Origin of the sequence: Lentihominibacter hominis (assembly GCF_014385065.1) — a bacterium.
Classification (GTDB): Bacteria; Bacillota; Clostridia; order Peptostreptococcales; family Anaerovoracaceae; genus Lentihominibacter; species Lentihominibacter hominis.
Genome location: NZ_JACRTA010000001.1, coordinates 494,686 through 513,948, shown reverse-complemented (window position 1 = coordinate 513,948; position 19,263 = coordinate 494,686). Strand labels below are relative to the sequence as shown.

Sequence of the window (19,263 nt, the reverse complement as noted above, 5' to 3'; positions counted from 1 at the left end):
CTATGGATAAAAAACTTCAGCAGATACAGGATGGTTTTCAGACTGCATTTATAGATTACAGTACAAACTCGGAATTAAGCTACAGACCTCAGTTTATCTCTAATGACTACAGAAAAGGCCGCAAAGTGATAGCATCGCTGGAGCAAGAATTGAGACATTGTGATGAGTTCTTTATCAGTGTTGCTTTTATAACTTTAGGAGGCGTTACTCCTCTTCTGCAGACGTTAAAGGATCTGGAGTCCTGCGGAGTAAAAGGGCGTATACTTACTACAAACTATTTGAATTTCAGTGAACCTGAGGCTCTGAAAAAATTGGACGGATTGGATAATATAAGCGTCAGGATGTACTGTGTTGATGAGAGAACTCCCGGATTTCATACAAAGGGTTATATGTTTCGTGAGGGAGACATATATAAGATAATTGTCGGAAGTTCAAATATGACGATGCATGCTCTTTCCGTAAACAGAGAGTGGAACACGAAGATTATTGCCACAGGCAATGGCGAGTTTGTTCGCACTATGGGTGCAGAACTTCAATATTTATGGGAGAAAGCACGGCCTCTGGAAACTTGGATAGATACATACAGTAAAATATATGATGAACAGAGGCGTGTCAACAGTCTTGCTCAGAAAATCAGTACTTTTGATAAACATTATCTTAAGCCAAATTCAATGCAGCTCGCGTTTATGAGAAATCTGGACAGTCTGATAGATCGAGGAGAGAAGAGAGCGCTGCTCATATCGGCTACAGGAACAGGCAAGACATATGCGTCGGCATTCGCACTTCGCCGGCTCAATCCTAAGAAGGCGCTTTTTTTAGTACATAGAGAACAAATTGCAAAACAAGCTAAGAGCAGTTATGAAAATGTTATGGGAAAGGGAAGATCTTTTGGGATTCTGTCAGGATCACAGAAGGAATATGGAAAGGATATGCTGTTTGCTACTGTTCAGACTATGTCAAAAGACAACGTACTGACCAGATTTAAGCGTGATGAGTTTGATGTCATTGTCATGGATGAGGTGCATCGCGCCGGAGCCGGTATGCACCGCAAAATTATGGATTATTTCCAACCATCACTTTATTTGGGGATGACAGCCAGCCCCGAACGCACTGATGGATTTGATATATTTAGTTTGTTTGATCATAACATAGTCTATGAGATAAGGCTCGCTCAGGCTCTTGAGGAAAAATTGCTGTGCCCTTTTCATTATTTTGGGATAAGTGAGCTGAGTATCGGAGCAGAAACATTTGACGATGATACGAGACTTAGAGACTTCAGCAGACTTGTAACTGATGATAGAGTGGAGCATATAATTGAAAAGGCCGAGTATTACGGATACAGCGGAAATAGGGTGAGAGGCTTGGTTTTTTGCAGCAGCAGAGAGGAATCACGAATACTTTCGCAGAAGTTTAACCGCAGAGGTTTCCATACGCTGGATCTGTCAGGGGAAGACAGTCAGAAAGTCCGCGAGAGAGCTATAGAAAGGCTTGTGGACGATACGAGAAGAGACGCGCTTGATTATATTTTTACTGTGGATATTTTTAACGAAGGTGTTGATATTCCTGAGATAAATCAGATAATAATGTTGAGACCGACACAGTCTCCTATAATATTTGTCCAACAGCTGGGAAGGGGGTTGCGTAAGAGTCGTGACAAAGAGTTTGTGGTGGTTTTGGACTTTATTGGAAATTATAGGAATAATTTCATGATACCTATAGCTTTGTCCGGAGATCGCAGTTATAATAAGGACACTATAAGAAGGTATGTTTCGTCGGGAACACGAATCATACCGGGAAGTTCCAGCATACATTTTGATAGAATATCGAAAAAGCGTATATATGAATCTATAGATAAAGCGAGGACAAATGATGTGAGACTTATCAGAGAAGCATATAGGGAACTGAAGTACAGATTGGGCCGAATTCCTTCGTTGCTGGATTTTGACACATATGGTTCGGTTGATGTGACAAAGATATTTGACAGTAAGCTCTTCGGATCATATTATACGTTTTTGAGAAAATGTGATGATAAGAATTATTCCATTATTTTATCCGAAGAAGAAGTCTTGTCTATTGAATATATATCAAAGAAATTAGCGAAAGGGAAGAGGCCTCATGAGCTGGAGATGCTTAGATGCATTGTGATAGGCTGCAGAGATTTGCTAAGGTCTTTTCGCAAGAATATGAAGAAGAATTATGATATAGAAGTTTCGGATGAAGAAGAAATATCAGTTTTAAGAAATTTGACCCTTGATTTTTTAATGCCTAAAGAAAGAGAAAATTTTGACGGCTGCAGTTTCCTTGAAATATCTGATGACGGAATATGGCAGTCCTCAGAGTCTTTTAAACAGATGCTGGCAAGCAAAAATTTTAGAAATATGATAGAGGAAATTATTGAATTTGGTCTTTCAAGATATAAAGAATATTTTTCCCGAAGATATAAAGATACTAATATGCAGCTCTATCAGAAATATACTTATGAAGATATATGTCGTATGCTGAACTGGGAAAATCAAATGAACCCCCTTAATGTAGGCGGATATTTTTATGAGAGAAAAACGAAGACTATGCCGGTATTTATCAATTATGAAAAAGAACATGGACAGGTTTCATATGAACATTGTTTTCTATCTAATAAAGAACTGATCGCATTTTCAAAACATCCCAGAAGAGTTACATCTTCCGATGCAGATCATATTTATAAGAGAACACGTGAGGATCTGGGAAACAGGATATATTTGTTTGTGAGAAAAAATAAAAACGATAAAGAGGCAAAGGAATTTTATTTCTTAGGTGAGATAGAGGCGGCGGGCGAGCCTAAACAGGTGATACTGGAAAAGAGTGGTGATGAAGCTTTTGAGATAACGTACATACTCAGTGATCCGGTGAGGGAAGATATATATGAATATATCGTAGAAGATTAGCAGGAGGAATAGATGAAATATATTGAGACGACAAATGAAATGATGAATTTTATAAGGAAAAGCCCCAGCATGTTTCATTCTGTCAGTACGATAGAAAGTTATCTTGATGAAGAAGGCTTTGAATATCTTCCCGAGAGTACACATTGGGAGCTTGAAAAGGGTGGGATGTATTATACAGTACGGAATCAATCGAGTGTAATTGCATTTAAGATAGGAAAAGGCGTCAGCAAAGAGGAGAATCATTTTCAAATCTGTGCTTCTCATAGTGATTCGCCTGCTTTCAAAGTTAAAAATATACCCGAGCTTGAGAGTAGCGGTGGATATTTGAAGCTGGATGTTGAGGCCTATGGAGGAATGATAGACAGCTCATGGTTTGACAGACCTCTTGGTCTGGCCGGGCGTGTGATGGTAAAGGAGAAAAATGAAATTTCTTCAAGGCTGGTGTATATTGATAAGGATGTTTTGCTGATACCAAATGTTGCGATTCATTTTAACAGAGAGATAAATACAGGATATAAGTATAACAGGCAAGTGGATCTTTGCCCGTTGTTTTCGGCAGGAGGTCTTGGAAAAGGTGATTTTGATGTGATGGTTGCAGAAGAGCTGGGCGTGAAAAAGGAAGATATGCTGGCAAAAGATTTGTTTTTAGTAAATCGACAGAGTCCTGCTATCTGGGGATACAAAGATGAGTTTGTTTCTGCTCCGAAACTGGATGATCTACAGTGTGCCTTTGCATCTCTGAAAGCATTCCTAAATTCATCAAATGATGAGACTGTAAGTGTATACTGCTGTTTTGACAATGAAGAGGTGGGATCCAATACTAAACAGGGAGCCATGTCTACCTTTTTGCATGATGTGCTTTGGAGGATCAGTTCTTCGGAAGGTAGGTCGCAGGAGGATTATTATAAGGCTGTTGCAGGATCATTTCTTGTAAGTTGTGACAATGCGCATGCCGTACATCCCAATCATCCGGAAAAGACAGATCCTGTGAATTGTGTTTTTATAAACAAGGGTGTCGTAATCAAGGAAAGCGCTAATCAGAAATATACGACAGATGCCTTCAGCCGCGCAGTATTTTCTGATATCTGTCATGCAGCCGGTGTACCTGTACAGTCATTTGCAAATCGCAGCGACAGTGCGGGAGGTTCGACTCTGGGGAATTTGTCAAATATTCAGGTCAGTGTCAATGCAGTGGATATGGGGCTGGCGCAGTTGGCTATGCATTCCAGTTACGAAACTGCCGGTACGCTGGATACACAATATGCGATAGAGGCATTGACCCGATTTTATGATACTGATATACGAATAGAAAGAGATAAGGCTCAGTTTATATATAATAAAAACCGATGAAGAATTGATGGAGGAAAATATATGTTAGAGTTTCGTTATGCAGAGAGAAAAGATACAGAGCTGATCCTGAAGTTTATTCATGAACTGGCAGAATATGAGAATTTGTCTGATCAGGTGGTTGCAACAGCAGAGCTTCTTGAAGAGTGGATTTTTGATAAGAAAAAAGCGGAAGTTATATTAGCTGTTGAAGATGGGAAAGACGTAGGGTTTGCATTGTTTTTTCATAATTTCTCAACGTTTCTCGGAAGAGCGGGAATCTATCTCGAGGATTTATATATAATGCCTAAATACAGAGGAAAAGGATATGGGAAGGCATTGCTGAAAGAGCTGGCATCCACAGCCCTAAAAAGAGGGTGTGGGAGGCTGGACTGGAGCTGCCTTGACTGGAATCAACCGAGTATAGATTTCTATCTATCTGTGGGCGCACAGCCTCTGGAAGACTGGACGGTATACAGATTGTCAGGAGAATCTCTTAGGGAAATGGGAAGTTGATATAGGAATAAAAAAAGCTGCCGTATTTTACGGCAGCTTTTTATGAATTAATTCATTATTTTTCTGAACAGTGTTTTAAAATCTTCTATATCAGCATCTTTGGGATTGCCGGGGGCACATGCGTCAGCTTTTGCAGATTCGGCCAGCATAGGAAGATCCTCTTCTTTAAGGGCTTCCAGTTTTGCAGGGATACCTACATCTTCTGACAAATGGCGAACAGCCTCGATAGCAGCTTTGCGGTATTGATCCGATGTCATATTGTCAACATTTTCCACACCCATGGCGCGAGCGATTTCGCGGTATTTTTCACCTGTACATTCTTGATTGTATTCCATTACGATGGGCAGCATCATAGCGCAGGCTACTCCGTGAGGTGTATCATAGACAGCTCCGAGGGTATGAGCCATAGAATGAGCAATTCCAAGTCCTACGTTGGAGAAACCCATTCCTGCGATATACTCTCCAAGGGCCATTCCTTCACGCCCTTCATCTGTGTTTTCCACTGCTCCTCTGAGCGATCTGGAAATAAGCTCAATGGCTTTGAGATGAAACATATCACTCATTTCCCAGGCTCCTTTGGTAGTGTAGCCTTCAATGGCGTGTGTGAGAGCATCCATTCCTGTAGCGGCAGTGAGTCCTTTTGGCATAGAACGCATCATGTCCGGATCGACGATAGCTATGATAGGTATATCGTGAGGATCTACACATACAAATTTGCGTTTCTTTTCGACATCTGTTATAACGTAGTTGATAGTGACTTCTGCAGCTGTACCGGCAGTAGTCGGTATAGCAATGATAGGTACACAAGGATTTTTTGTAGGGGCTACACCTTCCAGACTTCTGACATCTGCAAACTCGGGATTGTTAATGATGATGCCGATGGCCTTTGCTGTATCAATGGGAGAACCCCCTCCCAGAGCGATGATGTAATCAGCTTCCGCAGCTTTAAAGGCTTCGACACCTTTCTTGACATTTTCTATAGTAGGATTTGCTTTTATTTCACAAAAGATTTCATACGGTAAATTATTATCATCCAGGAGTTCTTTGATTTTAGCAGCGGAATCTGATTTAGCCACATGAGGGCCTGAACAGATTAAGGCCTTTTTGAAGCCTCGTGACTTTACTTCGGCAGCTATTTCATTTACGGCACCGCTGCCATGATAAGATGTCTGATTTAGCATTATTCTGTTTGACATTGATAAATCCTCCGTTTCTTTTATATTTGTTAATTAATACATACATTTTAAGTCCAAATTGAAGAGAAGTCAATAATTCTATTAGCCTATGAAGTGAATATAAACCGTTGGAATTAGGGTAAAACTATGATAACATACCCATATGCAGAAAGGAATAATAGCTTATGCGAAAACAACTTACAGCTTTGAGAAGAAAGATGAAAGAAAGAGGCATAGATATCTATATAATACCAACGACAGATTATCATGGCTCTGAATATGTCAATGATTATTTTAAATGCAGAGAATATATATCCGGATTTACGGGTTCTGCAGGAACTTTGATAGTAAAACAGGATTTTGCCGGTATGTGGACAGACGGCAGATATTTTCTGCAGGCTCGTCAGCAGCTTGAAGGCAGTGGCATAACCTTAATGGCAATAGGAGAAAGAGGTGTGCCAAGTATTTGTGAATATCTGTCTCAGATGCCTTCGGGAAGTGTCGTGGGATTTGACGGGAGAATAGTAAGCAGTAAGCTGGGAGAAAGCCTTGAGGGAAATTACAATATAGTTTATGATATAGATCTTGTGGAGGAAATCTGGGAAGACAGACCGGATGTTGTACCGTCAAAGATATACAGTCTGCCGCCGGAAGTTACAGGGGAATCATCTGAATCTAAGCTTGTGCGAGTGAGAGAGCAGATGGGAAGTTCTGATTTTTTTCTGGTAAGCCGTCTGGAGGATATTGCATGGCTTTATAATTTGCGGGGACGTGATATTGAGCATACTCCGGTATTTTATGCGTTTGCGCTTATTTCAAAAAACAGTGAGACTCTTTATGTCATGGACGAAGAATATATTATGTCATCTGAAAAGGGTGTCAGACCATATAAGGACGTATTCAGCGATATGGAAAAGCTGCGAAACTGTGCTGTTATTCTTGATGAGGATTCTGTATCTTATGCAGTCAGTAAATGTTTTCATTCTTCTGTTGAACGTATTTTACGAAAAAGCCCTGTAGAAAGACTTAAAGCTGTTAAAAATAAAAACGAAATAAGTGCTACAAAAAATGCTCATATCAGAGATGGAGCAGTCATGATCAGATTTCTTTATTGGCTTAAAAACAGTATAGGTACAGAAAAAATTACTGAGATTTCTCTGGCAGATAAACTTGAGAAGCTGAGAAGGGAACAGGGGGCTTATGATTTGAGTTTTGACACGATAGCGGGATATGAGGAGCATGGAGCTGTTATTCATTATTCTGCCACTGAAGAAAGCAACGCCGTTTTACGGGAAGGTGGTTTTATTTTGATTGATTCCGGAGGTCAGTATGAAGACGGAACGACAGATATTACAAGGACCATAGCTCTGGGAAATGTGGATGATGAGCGTAAAAGAAATTATACAGCTGTGCTGAAGGGGCATATAGCGCTTGCAACAGCTCAGTTTACAGAGGACACTACAGGAGCCGATCTGGATCTGTTGGCAAGAAAACCTCTAAGAGAAGTAGGGCTTGATTTTAAACATGGAACAGGTCATGGTGTGGGGCATATGCTGTCGGTTCATGAAGGTCCTAATAATATCAGCCCAAGGTCAGCCGAAAGTCATATAATACCGGGAATGATAACAAGTGATGAGCCGGGGGTTTATTTAGAAGGAGAATACGGTATCCGGATTGAAAATGAGCTTCTCTGTATAGAAAAAGACGGAAAATATGTTTTTGAAACGATAACTTTATGCCCATATGAGCGGGATGCTATAGATATTTCTATGCTTACGGAAGATGAAATACGATATATAAATCGTTATCATGCTTTCGTGGAGGAAACGTTGTCTCCGCTGCTTGATGAGCCTGAGAGGGTGTGGCTGAAACGACAGTGCAAAGATATATAGGAGGTATTTTATATGAAGCAGTTTATAGAATTTAACGGAAAAGTATGCCTTGTTACAGGAGCGGGCAGTGATAACGGAATAGGGTTTTGGACTGCGAAATTATTAGGAGAGCTTGGCGGAAAGGTAATAATAGTATCCACTACAGACCGTATCATAAAGCGACAGGCAGAACTGACGAATATGGGTATAGATGCTAAAGGTATGGTGGCTGATCTGATGGACAGGACTGCCGTTAGAAATCTTATATCTTATATCATAAAACAACATGGGAAAATAGATGTTCTTGTAAATAATGCAGGGATGGTGCAAACCGGAGTTCGTGAAGAAGAATTCGACCATTTTGAGGATATTTCATATGAGAGTTGGGACAGGGATATATCGAGAAATCTCGATATACCTTTTAATGTAACAAAAGAGGTATTGCCTTATATGAAGAAGAATAGATATGGAAGGATTGTCAATACTTCTTCGGTGACAGGACCTCTTGTGAGCAATCCAGGGGAAGCCTCCTATTCAGCGGCAAAGGCCGCTATAATCGGAATGAGCAAAGCTATCGCCATAGAAACCGGAGCGTGTAATGTTACAATAAACAATGTTCTTCCCGGATGGATACAAACATCTTCTCAGACGGAAGGAGAGTATCAGGGAGGATTTAATACGCCTATGAAGAGAAGCGGTACTGCCGAAGAAGTAGCGTCCATGATAGTATTTTTATGTTCTGAAAGGGCTTCTTATATAACAGGTCAGGAGTTTGTCGTAGACGGAGGCAATACGATACAGGAATACAAGGGAGCACCTCAGTTTTACTATTGATAATTATCATGAAAAAAGTGACAAAAAAACTAAGTGCAACTGGACTAATTTACTGATATAATACCTTTTAAAGGGAGGTATATCGGATGGCAGATGATAAAGGTGTGCAGTCAGTGGAAAGAGCGCTGGATATAATAGAAACAGTGGCTTCAGCACAGGAAGGAAAAAGTCTTACAGAGATCGCGGCAATAACAGGACTTCATAAAAGTACTGTTTACAGGCTGATAATGACTTTGCTGAATCGTAATTACCTTGATAAAATGGAAGATGGCAATTATAAACTGGGTGAAAAACTTATAGAAAATGTCAGTTATTATATAAATGATCTGGAGCTGCAGACGGAGGCAAGGCCATATGTGGCAGAGATAAGCACACATCTGGGGATGGCAGCTTTTCTCGGGGTTCTTGACGGGAATAAAGTTGTTTATCTTGAAAAGATGAATGTTGCTTCGGCAAGGTTATATTTTCAAATAGGAACAAAAGTCAGCGCATATTGTTCTGCTATTGGAAAATGTTTGCTTTCCAATTATTCAAATGAGCAGCTCAACGATGTGATGGCTGACTGCAGTTTTATAAAATTCACTCCCAATACGATTTCAGATATGGGAAACCTTCGCAATGAGATTGCAAAAGTTCGAAGACAGGGCTGGGCGATATCAGATGAAGAGTATGAAATGGGGCATAGGTGCATAGGAGCACCCATATATGATTACAGAGGCGAAATAATAGCAGCAGTAAGTGCCAGCGGTGATAAACATGTGCTTACAGATGATCGAATTCAAGAAGTAGCTGAATATATGGTCAAAGCAGCAGGAGGTATTTCTGAAAAAATGGGGTATTTGGGATAAAATAATAAAAGAGAGGAAGTCATCTGACCTCCTCTCTTTTATTATTTTGTGATTGTTGCAAATCAGTCTACTATATTCTTGAGAACAATGTTCTTTACTCTCGTCATTTCATCAAATGTGGACATAACACCTTCTGTCCCTATGCCGCTGTGTTTCCAACCTCCAAATGGCATCTCGAATGACCTGAAGAAACTTGCTCCGTTTATAACTGCGCCGCCTGATTCCATAGCTTTAGCTATATTGAAGGCACGTTTTTGGTCTGATGAGAATACGCAGCTGGAGAGGCCGAATATAGAACTATTGGCTATTTCTATAGCTTCTTCATCACTGTCAAAACCTATGATAGGAACTACAGGCCCGAAGATTTCCATATCTTTTGCGACATCTGCTGTTTTAGGTACATCTACAATAACTGTAGGTTCATAAAAGGCTCCGTTTCTCTTACCTCCTAAGATTATTTTACCGCCTTGTTCCACAGTTTTATTGACTTCTTTCTCGACTTTAATGGCAGCTTTTTCGCTGATAAGGCATGCTATCTGGGTATTTTCATCTTTAGGGTCGCCAACTTTAAGCTGTTTGATTCTTTCTACTGCTTTTTTGGCGAATTCGTCTTTCAATGAATTGTGAACAAGGAATCTTTTGCTTGCACAGCATACTTGCCCTGTGTTGTACATTCTGCCCCAGATCATTTCTTCGACAGCAAGGTCGACATCACCGTCATCAAGCAGTATGAAAGCATCGTTTCCGCCAAGTTCAAGAGCCGTATGGGTAAGAGTTTTTGCAGCTAATTCAGCTGTTGAGATGCCTACTTCTGTACTGCCTGTAAGTGTAACGAGATGTACCCTTGGGTCAGCTACTGCTATACTCTTTACTGCACCCGGAGCTGTGACGCACTGGATGACTCCGTCAGGAACACCGGCTTCCACCAGCATTTCTGTAAGTCTCATAAGGGTAAGCGGATTATCGGATGAAGGCAATACTATTGCGGCGTTTCCCATCATAAGAGCCGGAGCTACTTTCTGGTCATAAAGATCGCAAGGGAAATTAAATGGAATTATGCAAGCGATGACACCTATAGGTTCTCTTGTTACAAGCTGGATATGTTTATCCTGTCCGGGTTCTGTACCTGCAGGAATTATTTTTCCGTAATAGTGTTTAGCATGTTCAATAAATCCTGAGAAGCCTATCTGTATATTGCCGATTTCGGCACGCGCCTCTGTTATAGGCTTACCGTTTTCAGCGCACAGTGTTTGAGCCAGAGATTCCTCGTTTGCTTTGACTATATCAAGAAACCTGTAAAGAACGTCAGCTCTTTTTGAGATAGGGACTTCAGCCCAGATCTTTTGTCCTATGACAGCTGCTGATACAGCTTTTTCAACATCTTCTGCCGTAGCTTTAGGAACTGTGTCGATGACTTCACCTGTAGCAGGTGCAATAACGTCAAAAGTTGCTCCGCTCAGACTGTCTGCTTTTTTACCGTTTATGATCATTTTCATGTTGATTTCTCCTTTCAATTATCTGTTGATTTTTTCTGAGAATGCTTATTTTCCAAAGGCAGTGAAGGATAACATCAGCCCTCCGCATGTGTTATTGCCGTCATCTTCATAACCATATTCACCAAAGGTGAATTCCATGATGAACGGAATTCCATCTGCATGAGCTTTCACCTGATCGTATACTTCATTGATCCTGCTGTCTATGCCGGCTCTTCGTCCTCCGCAGTGAACCAGATGGAGTGCGGCGATAGAACCGTTCATTTTTTTCTTTAGATCTTCCAGAGTTTTTCCTACGGATTCGATGATTTCATCAACTGTCGCTTCCATCAGGACTACTGCTGTTCCTACTGCAAGATTATTTCCTATAGCCATTGAGCCGTCGTCATTTCCATTCATAGGATGTCTGATGGCTGCAAGATCTCCCAGACGGTCTTTGACTGCCAGAGGATGGCATATTGCGTAAGAAAGAAGATTTCCGCCGGCTACATCTTCGGCGCTGGCTCCTGTCCATTCACGATATTGATCCAATGCCGGTTTTCCATCGATCTCTGCCAGAGTTCTGTCTCCACATATTTTCGTGATTACTCCGGCTTTATCAGTTTCGTTATATGCGCCGGTAAACTTATTGGCAAAAGGTTTATCAGTATAGAAGAAAGCAACGGAAACTCCTTCAGCAGTAACCATTTCATCGGTATAAAGAAGCCATTCGCCTGTTATAGTATTGTCGGCTGCTGTACCCCCGAAGAAAGGAACACGGCCGATGACTTCTGTGATTCCTTTTAGATAATATTCCTCTTCACCGGAAGGCGCCGACATATAGAAATAAGCGGGAGCTTCAGTTTTGCCTGCCGCTTTTAATGCTTTTTCGGCAAGTTTATGTCCTGTTTCTCTGGCAGTTCCTTCTTTAGGCATTCCTGCGACACCTACTGTAAGATCTTTGTCTGACATAGACATGATTCCGACGAAACCGTCATCTCCCGAGATAAAACCTTCCGGTGTAACTACTCCTGTGAAAGATGTATTCCCGATGAGAGGTACCCCCGGAAGTTCATCTGATATAGCTTTTAATAATTCTTTCTGATTATATTGCACTCCGCTGTATACGAATGCCACTTTCATATCTGAGAGGTCTGCTTTTACCTGCGCTGCCGCTTCTTTACCTGCTGCTGCTGCATTTGGGTTAATGCTTTTTCCTGTTTTTACATTTAACATTTTGATTTCCTCCTTGATTATAATTTTATTTGTATCTTTAAAAAGAATACTGTTTTATTTTCTGAAGTTATGATAGTTCCGAAAACTTTTTTAGTCAATAGCAGCGGTTTTACAATACAAAAACGCTGTTTCATATTATGAAACAGCGTTTTCAGATAGAATATTCGTATTCGAATGAGGCTTTAGAGGTTTCAAAATTCAAAAGAGTGTGTCCGTTTTTTTGAAAATAATAGTATGCTCTGCATGAAGCGCTTTCGTGGATTGTTCTGTTCATCAGACCGCAGGAGGGAGCTGAGAGAGGATGTGAATTTTTATCAAGCAGCTTTGCGGAGAATGTCATGTTTCTTTGAGTTATTATGATTTCTCCGTTTTTTATTTTTGATGCTTTGGCGCCGAGATAGGTGGCTAAACGATATTCTTTTCCGTTTAAGTGAATAACAGCAATGATACCTGTGAATTCATAATTTCCCAAAGGTATAGATGCAACACTGAGCATAAGGGAACCGCTTTCAAAACAGCATTGTGTCCAGGCATATTCTTTTGGAAAAGAACGTCCGCGGTCTCCTTCAATATATCCTTTAGCATTAATGAAATCATATCGGCGGCCGTTTAGGTAGATATTTCCGTTAACGGTATGTTTCATGCTCACTACGCTATGGCGGCATTCCATAAAAGGGACATAGCAAAAAGGTCCCATTATATCATATTTTATGGGAGTCAGGTCTCCGAATATTATATTGCCGGATATTTCAAGATCAGGTGAGACTGTATCAAAGGTCATCCCGTTTTCACCAAGATAGTTTTTTGAGATATTAATGTGAAGATTTGATTTTTGATGTTGTATATATTTATAGGGGAATTTTGCTATAAATGAAGCTTCATCAGTAATGACCTGAAGAGAACAGTACCGTTTAATTTTTGATTTGTGACTGGCGGCAATGACAGCAAGAGTTTCGGAATCAGACTGACATTTGAAATACCACCCGCAGAAATACTCATTCATGTGATATATCTCACTTTTTAAAAAAATTTGTTTCAGTTATTGTTCCCTTCAGGATTGAAATTATTCTATTATCAGCCGCCTGCGACTACTCTTCTGAGTACAACTTTGTCTCCATCGCAGACTATGGTGGCTTCGTAGTCTGCCGGTCGGATACGTACGTCATTGACCTTGACCATGGCACGGCTCATTTTCTGTTCTTTCATCAGATCAGCGATACTCATACCGTCGCTTAGTTCAGTTTCTTTTTGATTTAATATTACTTTCATTGTCACCCCTCCTTTTAAAGTCCTATATATTCGGCATATACGGCCTTAGCGCGCTTTTCATCGCTTACATGTTTTATGATGGCCCTGCCGTTTTTAAATAATTTTATTTCTATATTTCCATCATTGAAATCAAGTGTATATTTTGTATATTTTACAGTTCCCTGAGAACTGAGTTTTTCAGCGTATTTTTCAAAACTGATTTCGCCTTCTTTTTTAGGGATCACCTGTACAGAATCTTTTCCGCACATTGTAGCTGTCTGTGATCCTGTGACTTTGCCGTAGAAGGCATAGTCCTTTTTACCGCAGACAGGACAGTCGGGATCTTTGTCTACCGGAATATATTCAAAATAGTTTTCCCATACATCAAAAGACACCAGATCATGGCGTACAGCATCTGAACCTGTAAGGAGCTTAAGCACCTCAGCTGATTGAAGAGCGGCAACCATACTTGCCGCAGAATTGAGTATACCTACCGTAGCACATGTAGGCTGCTCTCCGGGAGAGTATTCTTCTTCGCCGAGAAAACATTTCAGACATGGCTGATTGCTGCCGGGCAGGATATTCATAGTCATACCGGATGACGCCAAAGTACCTCCGTATATCCATGGCTTTTTAAGATGGTGGCAGGCTTCATTGAGAAGGAGTCGAACCTCCATGCTGTCTGTGGCGTCAACTATAAGATCTACATCTTCTATGAGATTATCTATTGTTCCGCTGTTTATATCTGTGATAACCGGATCTATAGTGATTTCGGAATTGACGGATCTGAGATATTCAGAAGCTGCAATAGCCTTGGGAGTTTCGTCTTCGGCTTCTTTTTCAGTGAATATCGTCTGTCTTTGAAGTTCTGCTGTTTCTATATAATCTCCGTCTATAAGCCGTATGTATCCGACACCGGCTCTGGCGAGATTATTGGCAACAGCAGCGCCTATTGAACTCATTTCTATGATAGCTACACGGGCTTTTTTTATTTTTTCCTGACCTTTTTTTCCGAGACCGGCAAAGATCTCTTGTCTTACATATCGTGATATAGTATTGCTGTTATCCATTTTATAATTCACCTCTGCTTATAATACCGATGCTTTCTATGCAAGCTTCGATTTCTTCGTCATCAGTAAAATATCCCGGGCTGATGCGAACAGTTCCTCCTGTATCAAGCGTTCCTATGGTCTTGTGAGCATCGGGAGCACAGTGAAGACCGCTTCTTGTTGCTATATTGAATACCTGATCGAGGTAAATGGAGACATCCTGTGATTCAAAGCCATCTATGGTTATAGATACTACAGGCCCTCGATCATGGTTCAATGGACTGTAGATATTTACGCCGGGTAGTTTTATGAGGCCGTTTATAAGCATATCCGTCAGTTCTTTGTCACGTGCATGTATTTTGTCAATTCCTTCATCTATGATAAATTTTATACCGGCTCCAAGACCTGCTATTCCGGGAACATTTAATGTACCGCTTTCATATTTATCGGGTCTGTCGTCAGGCTGGTGAAGCATTTCTGATCGGCTCCCTGTTCCTCCCTGTTTTAAAGTTTTCAGTTCTATGCCCGGCTTTATATAAAGACCTCCGGTTCCCTGGGGGCCGTAAAGACATTTGTGTCCGGGAAATGCCAGCATATCTATGTTCATTTCCTGTACATCTATTTTTAAAGCCCCCGCGGACTGAGAAGCGTCTACGAGAAATAATATCCCCTGCTGTCTGCATATTTTCCCGATGGCAGCAATATCATTGATTGTTCCTGTTACATTTGAAATATGAGTGAATACTGCCAGTTTAGTATTTTCTTTTATTGCAGCGGCCACATCGTCAGGATTAACACCTGTTTCGAGGGATGCTTTTATTTTGGTTACTTCGACTCCCGCATCTTTTAAGTGCTCGAGAGGTCTGGCAACCGAGTTGTGCTCCAGAGAGGATGTGATAATGTGATCCCCTTTTGTTACAGAGCCTTGTATGGCAAGGTTTAGAGCATCTGTCGCGTTGAAGCAGAATATGATAGATTCAGGATTCTCTGCATGAAACAGGCGGCTGCACAGAAATCTTGTTTCCGCTACTATATCTCCTGCAGCCAAGGAGATCTTGTGACCGGATCTTCCGGGATTGCCTGAAGCATTTATTAATGCGTCATTGACAGCGGAGTATACTGTCATCGGCTTTTTTCCGGATGTTGCTGCATAATCTAAATAAATCATAATTTGCCTTCCTTTATTATTTATAAAATATCGATTTGTGATATTAACTGAATATAACAAAGCTTATAGCCAAAATAATCGGCAAAGCCGACTTTATTCTGAATTATATTTTATTTTAACACATAACTTGTTTACTGTAACGAGAAAAATATTAAAATAATGACCGGTATAAAATACGTGAGAATGGTTTTTATGGCAAAAGTCACTCCTATTTGATATAATAAAACGTCAGAGGGGAGAACACGATGATTTATAACAATATTTTAGAAGCAATGGGGAATACACCTATAATAAAACTCGGGCATATGGGAGATAAAGAAGGCGCTCAGATACTTGTTAAATTTGAAGGCCTCAATGTAGGAGGCTCTATAAAGACGAGAACAGCTTATAACATGATACGGGATGCCGAGAAAAAGGGTCTCATAAATAAGGATACGGTAATAGTAGAGCCTACCAGCGGTAATCAGGGCATAGGGCTTGCGCTTGTAGGGGCTGTAAGAGGATATGAGACGAAAATAATAATGCCTGATTCAGTAAGTGAGGAAAGGCGAAAGCTTGTGGCTCATTATGGAGCCGAGGTGATTCTTGTGCATGATGCAGGCAATATCGGTGAATGTATAGAAGAATGTCTTCAAACTGCGTTGAGGATGCAGCGGCAAGATCCGAGAGTGTTTGTGCCACAGCAGTTTGAAAATCCTGCTAATCCACAGATACAGAGGAATCAGACGGCTGAGGAAATCTTAAAACAAGTGGACGGACCGATACATGGATTCTGCTCGGGAATAGGAACAGGAGGAACCATCACAGGAATCGGTGAGAGGCTCAAAGAAGAAAATCCTGATATAGAGATCTGGGCAGTGGAGCCCGAACATGCAGCTATACTTTCAGGGGGCTCCATAGGAACTCATCTTCAGATGGGCATAGGAGACGGTGTGATACCGGAGATACTGAATCAGAAAATATATGATGATATCTGTATAGTAAAAGATGGGGAAGCTATAAAAACATCAAAGGATCTGGCATCAAAGGAGGGCATTATGTGCGGAATATCAAGCGGCACTAATGTAGCGGCTGCCATAAAACTGGCAAGGAAACTGGGCAAGGGTAAAACTGTGGTAACAGTGCTTCCTGATACGGCTGAGAGATATTTTTCAACGCCGCTGTTTGGTTAGTTGGTAGGATCGAATATGTAATATATTGTCTTGAATTGGTTTGGAGGCCGCGATGAAATACGATTTTGACGAGATTATCGACAGAAGGAATACAAGCTGTGAGAATGTGGAAGGTTTCAGATCATATATATTTCCTGAAGATCCTGATATAATACTCCCGGTTCCTGATGAAGAAATGATAAGGATGTGGGTGGCCGATATGGAGTTTGCAGTAGCTCCTGAGATTTGTCAGGCAATAAGAGATCGGGTAAACAAGAGGATATTTGGATATACAGGTGTTTTCGGAGCAGAGTATCGTGATACTTTTGCAAGGTGGTGCTCAGTTAAATATGACTGGAGTTTCCCCGCTGAACAGCTGGTTTTCTCTCCGGGAATAGTACCGGCTCTTTATGAATTGGTAGGAAATATCACACAGCCCGATGAAAAGGTGTTGTTTCTTACTCCTGCTTATGGGTTTTTCAAGCATGCATGTAGATATAACAATCGTGAATTCGTAAGTTCTGATATGTTGAATAAAGATGGCGATTTTTTTGCGGACGTGGATGATTTTGCAAAGAAGGCTGCAGATCCAAAGGTAAAACTGGTGATATGGTGCAATCCTCATAATCCTACCGGAAGGGTATGGTCTGACAAAGAGGCTCGAAAAATAGGAGAGATAGTTGAGAAAAACGATCTTTGGATAATTTCAGATGAGATACACTGTGACCTTACGAGAAGGGATATACATCATATACCCATGGGGAAGATAATGCCGCAGTACGGGAAACTCATTACCTGTATGGCGGCAAGCAAGACTTTCAATATAGCAGGAATGATGTTTTCAAATATAATTATAAGGGATGACCGCTTGAGAAGAAAATTTGTCAGAAGTGATAAACTCGGCGGTTTGGTGAATCCTCTTTCTCTTGAAGCAAACCTTGCTGCATACAAAAAGGGAGGACCGTGGCTTGATGAACTGAAATCCTATCTTGACGGTAATTTTCGTTTCGCAGTGGATTTTATAAGAAAAAACATTCATGGAGCTATATGTAAAGTTCCGGAAGCGACTTATCTTTTGTGGTTAGACCTCAGAAAATGCGGTATAGATATCAGTGATCTTTCAAGATTTTTTGCCCAGGAAGCAGGTGTTCTTGTAGAGAGCGGCAATAAATTGTTTGTAGGAAATGCGGATGGTTTTGTCAGAATAAACTTAGCCATGCCAAGGGCTTTAGTGAAAGAAGGTCTTTGCCGAATGGCCAAGGCAGTTTCAAATAATTGCAGAACCATATGATTAGTGATTAGATACTTTCAGATAAAAATATGCTATAATGATGTTGACACAGCAATGAGCTACATATGTTTTGTGATGCTGTAACGGAATAATTTTAAAATGGAGGAATAGATATGGATAATAATAAACGCCCTGAATCTATGAAGCGGATAACGACTCAGGCTTTGGCTGATACTTTTATAGGAGAGCAGATAGAGAAAATAAAGAAGCAAGTAGGAGACAAAAAAGTGCTGCTTGCTCTTTCAGGCGGCGTAGATTCATCAGTAGTAGCTGCGCTTCTTATAAAAGCCATAGGAAAACAGCTTGTATGTGTTCATGTGAATCATGGTTTGCTTCGAAAGGGAGAACCTGAGCAGGTAGTCGAAGTGTTCAGGAATCAGATGAACGCTAACCTGATATATGTAGATGCAGTTGACAGATTCTTGGATAAGCTAGCGGGTATTGCTGATCCTGAGCAGAAGCGTAAAATAATAGGCGCAGAGTTTATCAGAGTATTTGAGGAGGAGGCCCGTAAGCAGGAAGGAATAGAATTCCTGGCTCAGGGTACTATTTATCCGGATATTATAGAAAGTGACGGCGTTAAGGCTCATCATAATGTGGGAGGCTTGCCTGACGATATGCAGTTTGAGCTGGTTGAACCTGTGAGATTGCTTTTTAAGGATGAAGTGCGTATCGTGGGAAAGGCTTTGGGACTTCCTGACAATATGGTCTTTCGTCAGCCGTTCCCGGGTCCGGGGCTGGGAGTAAGATGTCTTGGAGCTATAACTCGGGACAGACTTGAAGCGGTCAGAGAATCAGACGCTATACTTCGTGAGGAATTTGCCAAGAATGGTCTGGAGGGTAAGGTTTGGCAGTATTTTACCGCAGTCCCTGATTTTAAATCTGTAGGTGTGAAAGATGGAGCGAGAACGTTTGCTTATCCCGTTATAATCAGAGCCGTCAATACAGTAGATGCTATGACAGCGACAGTTGAAGACGTACCGTTCTCATTACTTCAGCATATAACCGAGAGGATTACTCATGAAGTTCAAGGTGTTAATAGAGTGCTTTATGACCTGACACCGAAACCGGCTGGGACGATAGAGTGGGAATAAACAAAATTTGATATAGGATATTTTATGTGGCAGGTAGTCTATAAGATTGCCTGCCATTTA

The 19,263-nt window shown here is 40.9% G+C and carries 16 protein-coding genes; 9 read left to right on the top strand and 7 right to left on the bottom strand.

What is annotated here, in order from left to right; translation table 11 throughout:
* Positions 1-2: 2 nt before the first annotated feature.
* The 3 genes from H8692_RS02410 to H8692_RS02400 are packed head-to-tail and all read left to right on the top strand — an operon-like array spanning position 3 to position 4,766.
* Positions 3-2,924: a DEAD/DEAH box helicase gene (locus tag H8692_RS02410; protein ID WP_187524924.1), complete on the top strand. Its 2,922-nt coding sequence runs from the start codon at positions 3-5 to the stop codon at positions 2,922-2,924.
* Positions 2,925-2,936: 12 nt separating this feature from the next.
* On the top strand, positions 2,937-4,274 hold the full coding sequence (locus tag H8692_RS02405; protein ID WP_177267651.1) for a M18 family aminopeptidase: 1,338 nt from the start codon (positions 2,937-2,939) through the stop codon (positions 4,272-4,274).
* A gap of 21 nt (positions 4,275-4,295) precedes the next feature.
* Positions 4,296-4,766: a GNAT family N-acetyltransferase gene (locus H8692_RS02400; RefSeq protein WP_177267650.1), complete on the top strand. Its 471-nt coding sequence runs from the start codon at positions 4,296-4,298 to the stop codon at positions 4,764-4,766.
* Between the two features lie 47 nt (positions 4,767-4,813).
* Here the strand turns inward: H8692_RS02400 and fucO are convergent, their stop codons facing one another.
* Positions 4,814-5,962 carry a lactaldehyde reductase gene (gene fucO, locus H8692_RS02395; RefSeq protein WP_177270502.1) on the bottom strand — a complete coding sequence of 383 codons (1,149 nt, stop codon included), beginning with the start codon at positions 5,960-5,962 and terminating at the stop codon, positions 4,814-4,816.
* A 164-nt stretch (positions 5,963-6,126) separates the two neighbouring features.
* On the opposite strand from fucO, the gene H8692_RS02390 reads away from it, so the two are divergent.
* From H8692_RS02390 to H8692_RS02380, 3 genes are all read left to right on the top strand, one after another.
* Positions 6,127-7,833 carry an aminopeptidase P family protein gene (locus tag H8692_RS02390; RefSeq protein WP_177270500.1) on the top strand — a complete coding sequence of 569 codons (1,707 nt, stop codon included), beginning with the start codon at positions 6,127-6,129 and terminating at the stop codon, positions 7,831-7,833.
* Positions 7,834-7,845: 12 nt separating this feature from the next.
* Positions 7,846-8,646: an SDR family NAD(P)-dependent oxidoreductase gene (locus H8692_RS02385; RefSeq protein WP_177270498.1), complete on the top strand. Its 801-nt coding sequence runs from the start codon at positions 7,846-7,848 to the stop codon at positions 8,644-8,646.
* Positions 8,647-8,732: 86 nt separating this feature from the next.
* On the top strand, positions 8,733-9,494 hold the full coding sequence (locus tag H8692_RS02380; protein ID WP_177270497.1) for an IclR family transcriptional regulator: 762 nt from the start codon (positions 8,733-8,735) through the stop codon (positions 9,492-9,494).
* 62 nt (positions 9,495-9,556) lie between these two features.
* Here the strand turns inward: H8692_RS02380 and H8692_RS02375 are convergent, their stop codons facing one another.
* The 6 genes from H8692_RS02375 to H8692_RS02350 form a co-directional block, all read right to left on the bottom strand.
* Positions 9,557-10,990 (bottom strand): aldehyde dehydrogenase family protein, encoded by a 1,434-nt coding sequence (locus H8692_RS02375; RefSeq protein WP_177270495.1) that lies wholly within the window; start codon positions 10,988-10,990, stop codon positions 9,557-9,559.
* A gap of 45 nt (positions 10,991-11,035) precedes the next feature.
* Complete coding sequence (locus tag H8692_RS02370; protein WP_187524923.1) at positions 11,036-12,202, bottom strand: FIST signal transduction protein; 1,167 nt, start codon at positions 12,200-12,202, stop codon at positions 11,036-11,038.
* Positions 12,203-12,353: 151 nt separating this feature from the next.
* A complete protein-coding gene (locus H8692_RS02365) occupies positions 12,354-13,205 on the bottom strand; it encodes a tocopherol cyclase family protein (RefSeq protein WP_187524922.1) in 852 nt (283 codons plus the stop codon).
* A 71-nt stretch (positions 13,206-13,276) separates the two neighbouring features.
* The gene (gene thiS / locus H8692_RS02360) at positions 13,277-13,471 is read right to left on the bottom strand and encodes a sulfur carrier protein ThiS (RefSeq protein ID WP_177270489.1); all 195 of its coding nucleotides are present in this window, start codon (positions 13,469-13,471) and stop codon (positions 13,277-13,279) included.
* Positions 13,472-13,485: 14 nt separating this feature from the next.
* Entirely contained in the window at positions 13,486-14,520 is a 1,035-nt protein-coding gene (locus tag H8692_RS02355) for a ThiF family adenylyltransferase (RefSeq protein WP_177270487.1), read from the bottom strand.
* Position 14,521: 1 nt separating this feature from the next.
* Complete coding sequence (locus tag H8692_RS02350; RefSeq protein WP_187524921.1) at positions 14,522-15,667, bottom strand: aminotransferase class V-fold PLP-dependent enzyme; 1,146 nt, start codon at positions 15,665-15,667, stop codon at positions 14,522-14,524.
* Positions 15,668-15,912: 245 nt separating this feature from the next.
* Between H8692_RS02350 and cysK the strand changes: the two genes are divergently transcribed.
* From cysK to guaA, 3 genes are all read left to right on the top strand, one after another.
* A complete protein-coding gene (cysK, locus tag H8692_RS02345) occupies positions 15,913-16,839 on the top strand; it encodes a cysteine synthase A (protein WP_187524920.1) in 927 nt (308 codons plus the stop codon).
* 52 nt (positions 16,840-16,891) lie between these two features.
* Entirely contained in the window at positions 16,892-18,109 is a 1,218-nt protein-coding gene (locus tag H8692_RS02340; protein ID WP_177270481.1) for a MalY/PatB family protein, read from the top strand.
* A 113-nt stretch (positions 18,110-18,222) separates the two neighbouring features.
* Positions 18,223-19,203 (top strand): glutamine-hydrolyzing GMP synthase, encoded by a 981-nt coding sequence (gene guaA, locus H8692_RS02335; protein WP_177270479.1) that lies wholly within the window; start codon positions 18,223-18,225, stop codon positions 19,201-19,203.
* Positions 19,204-19,263 lie beyond the last annotated feature (60 nt).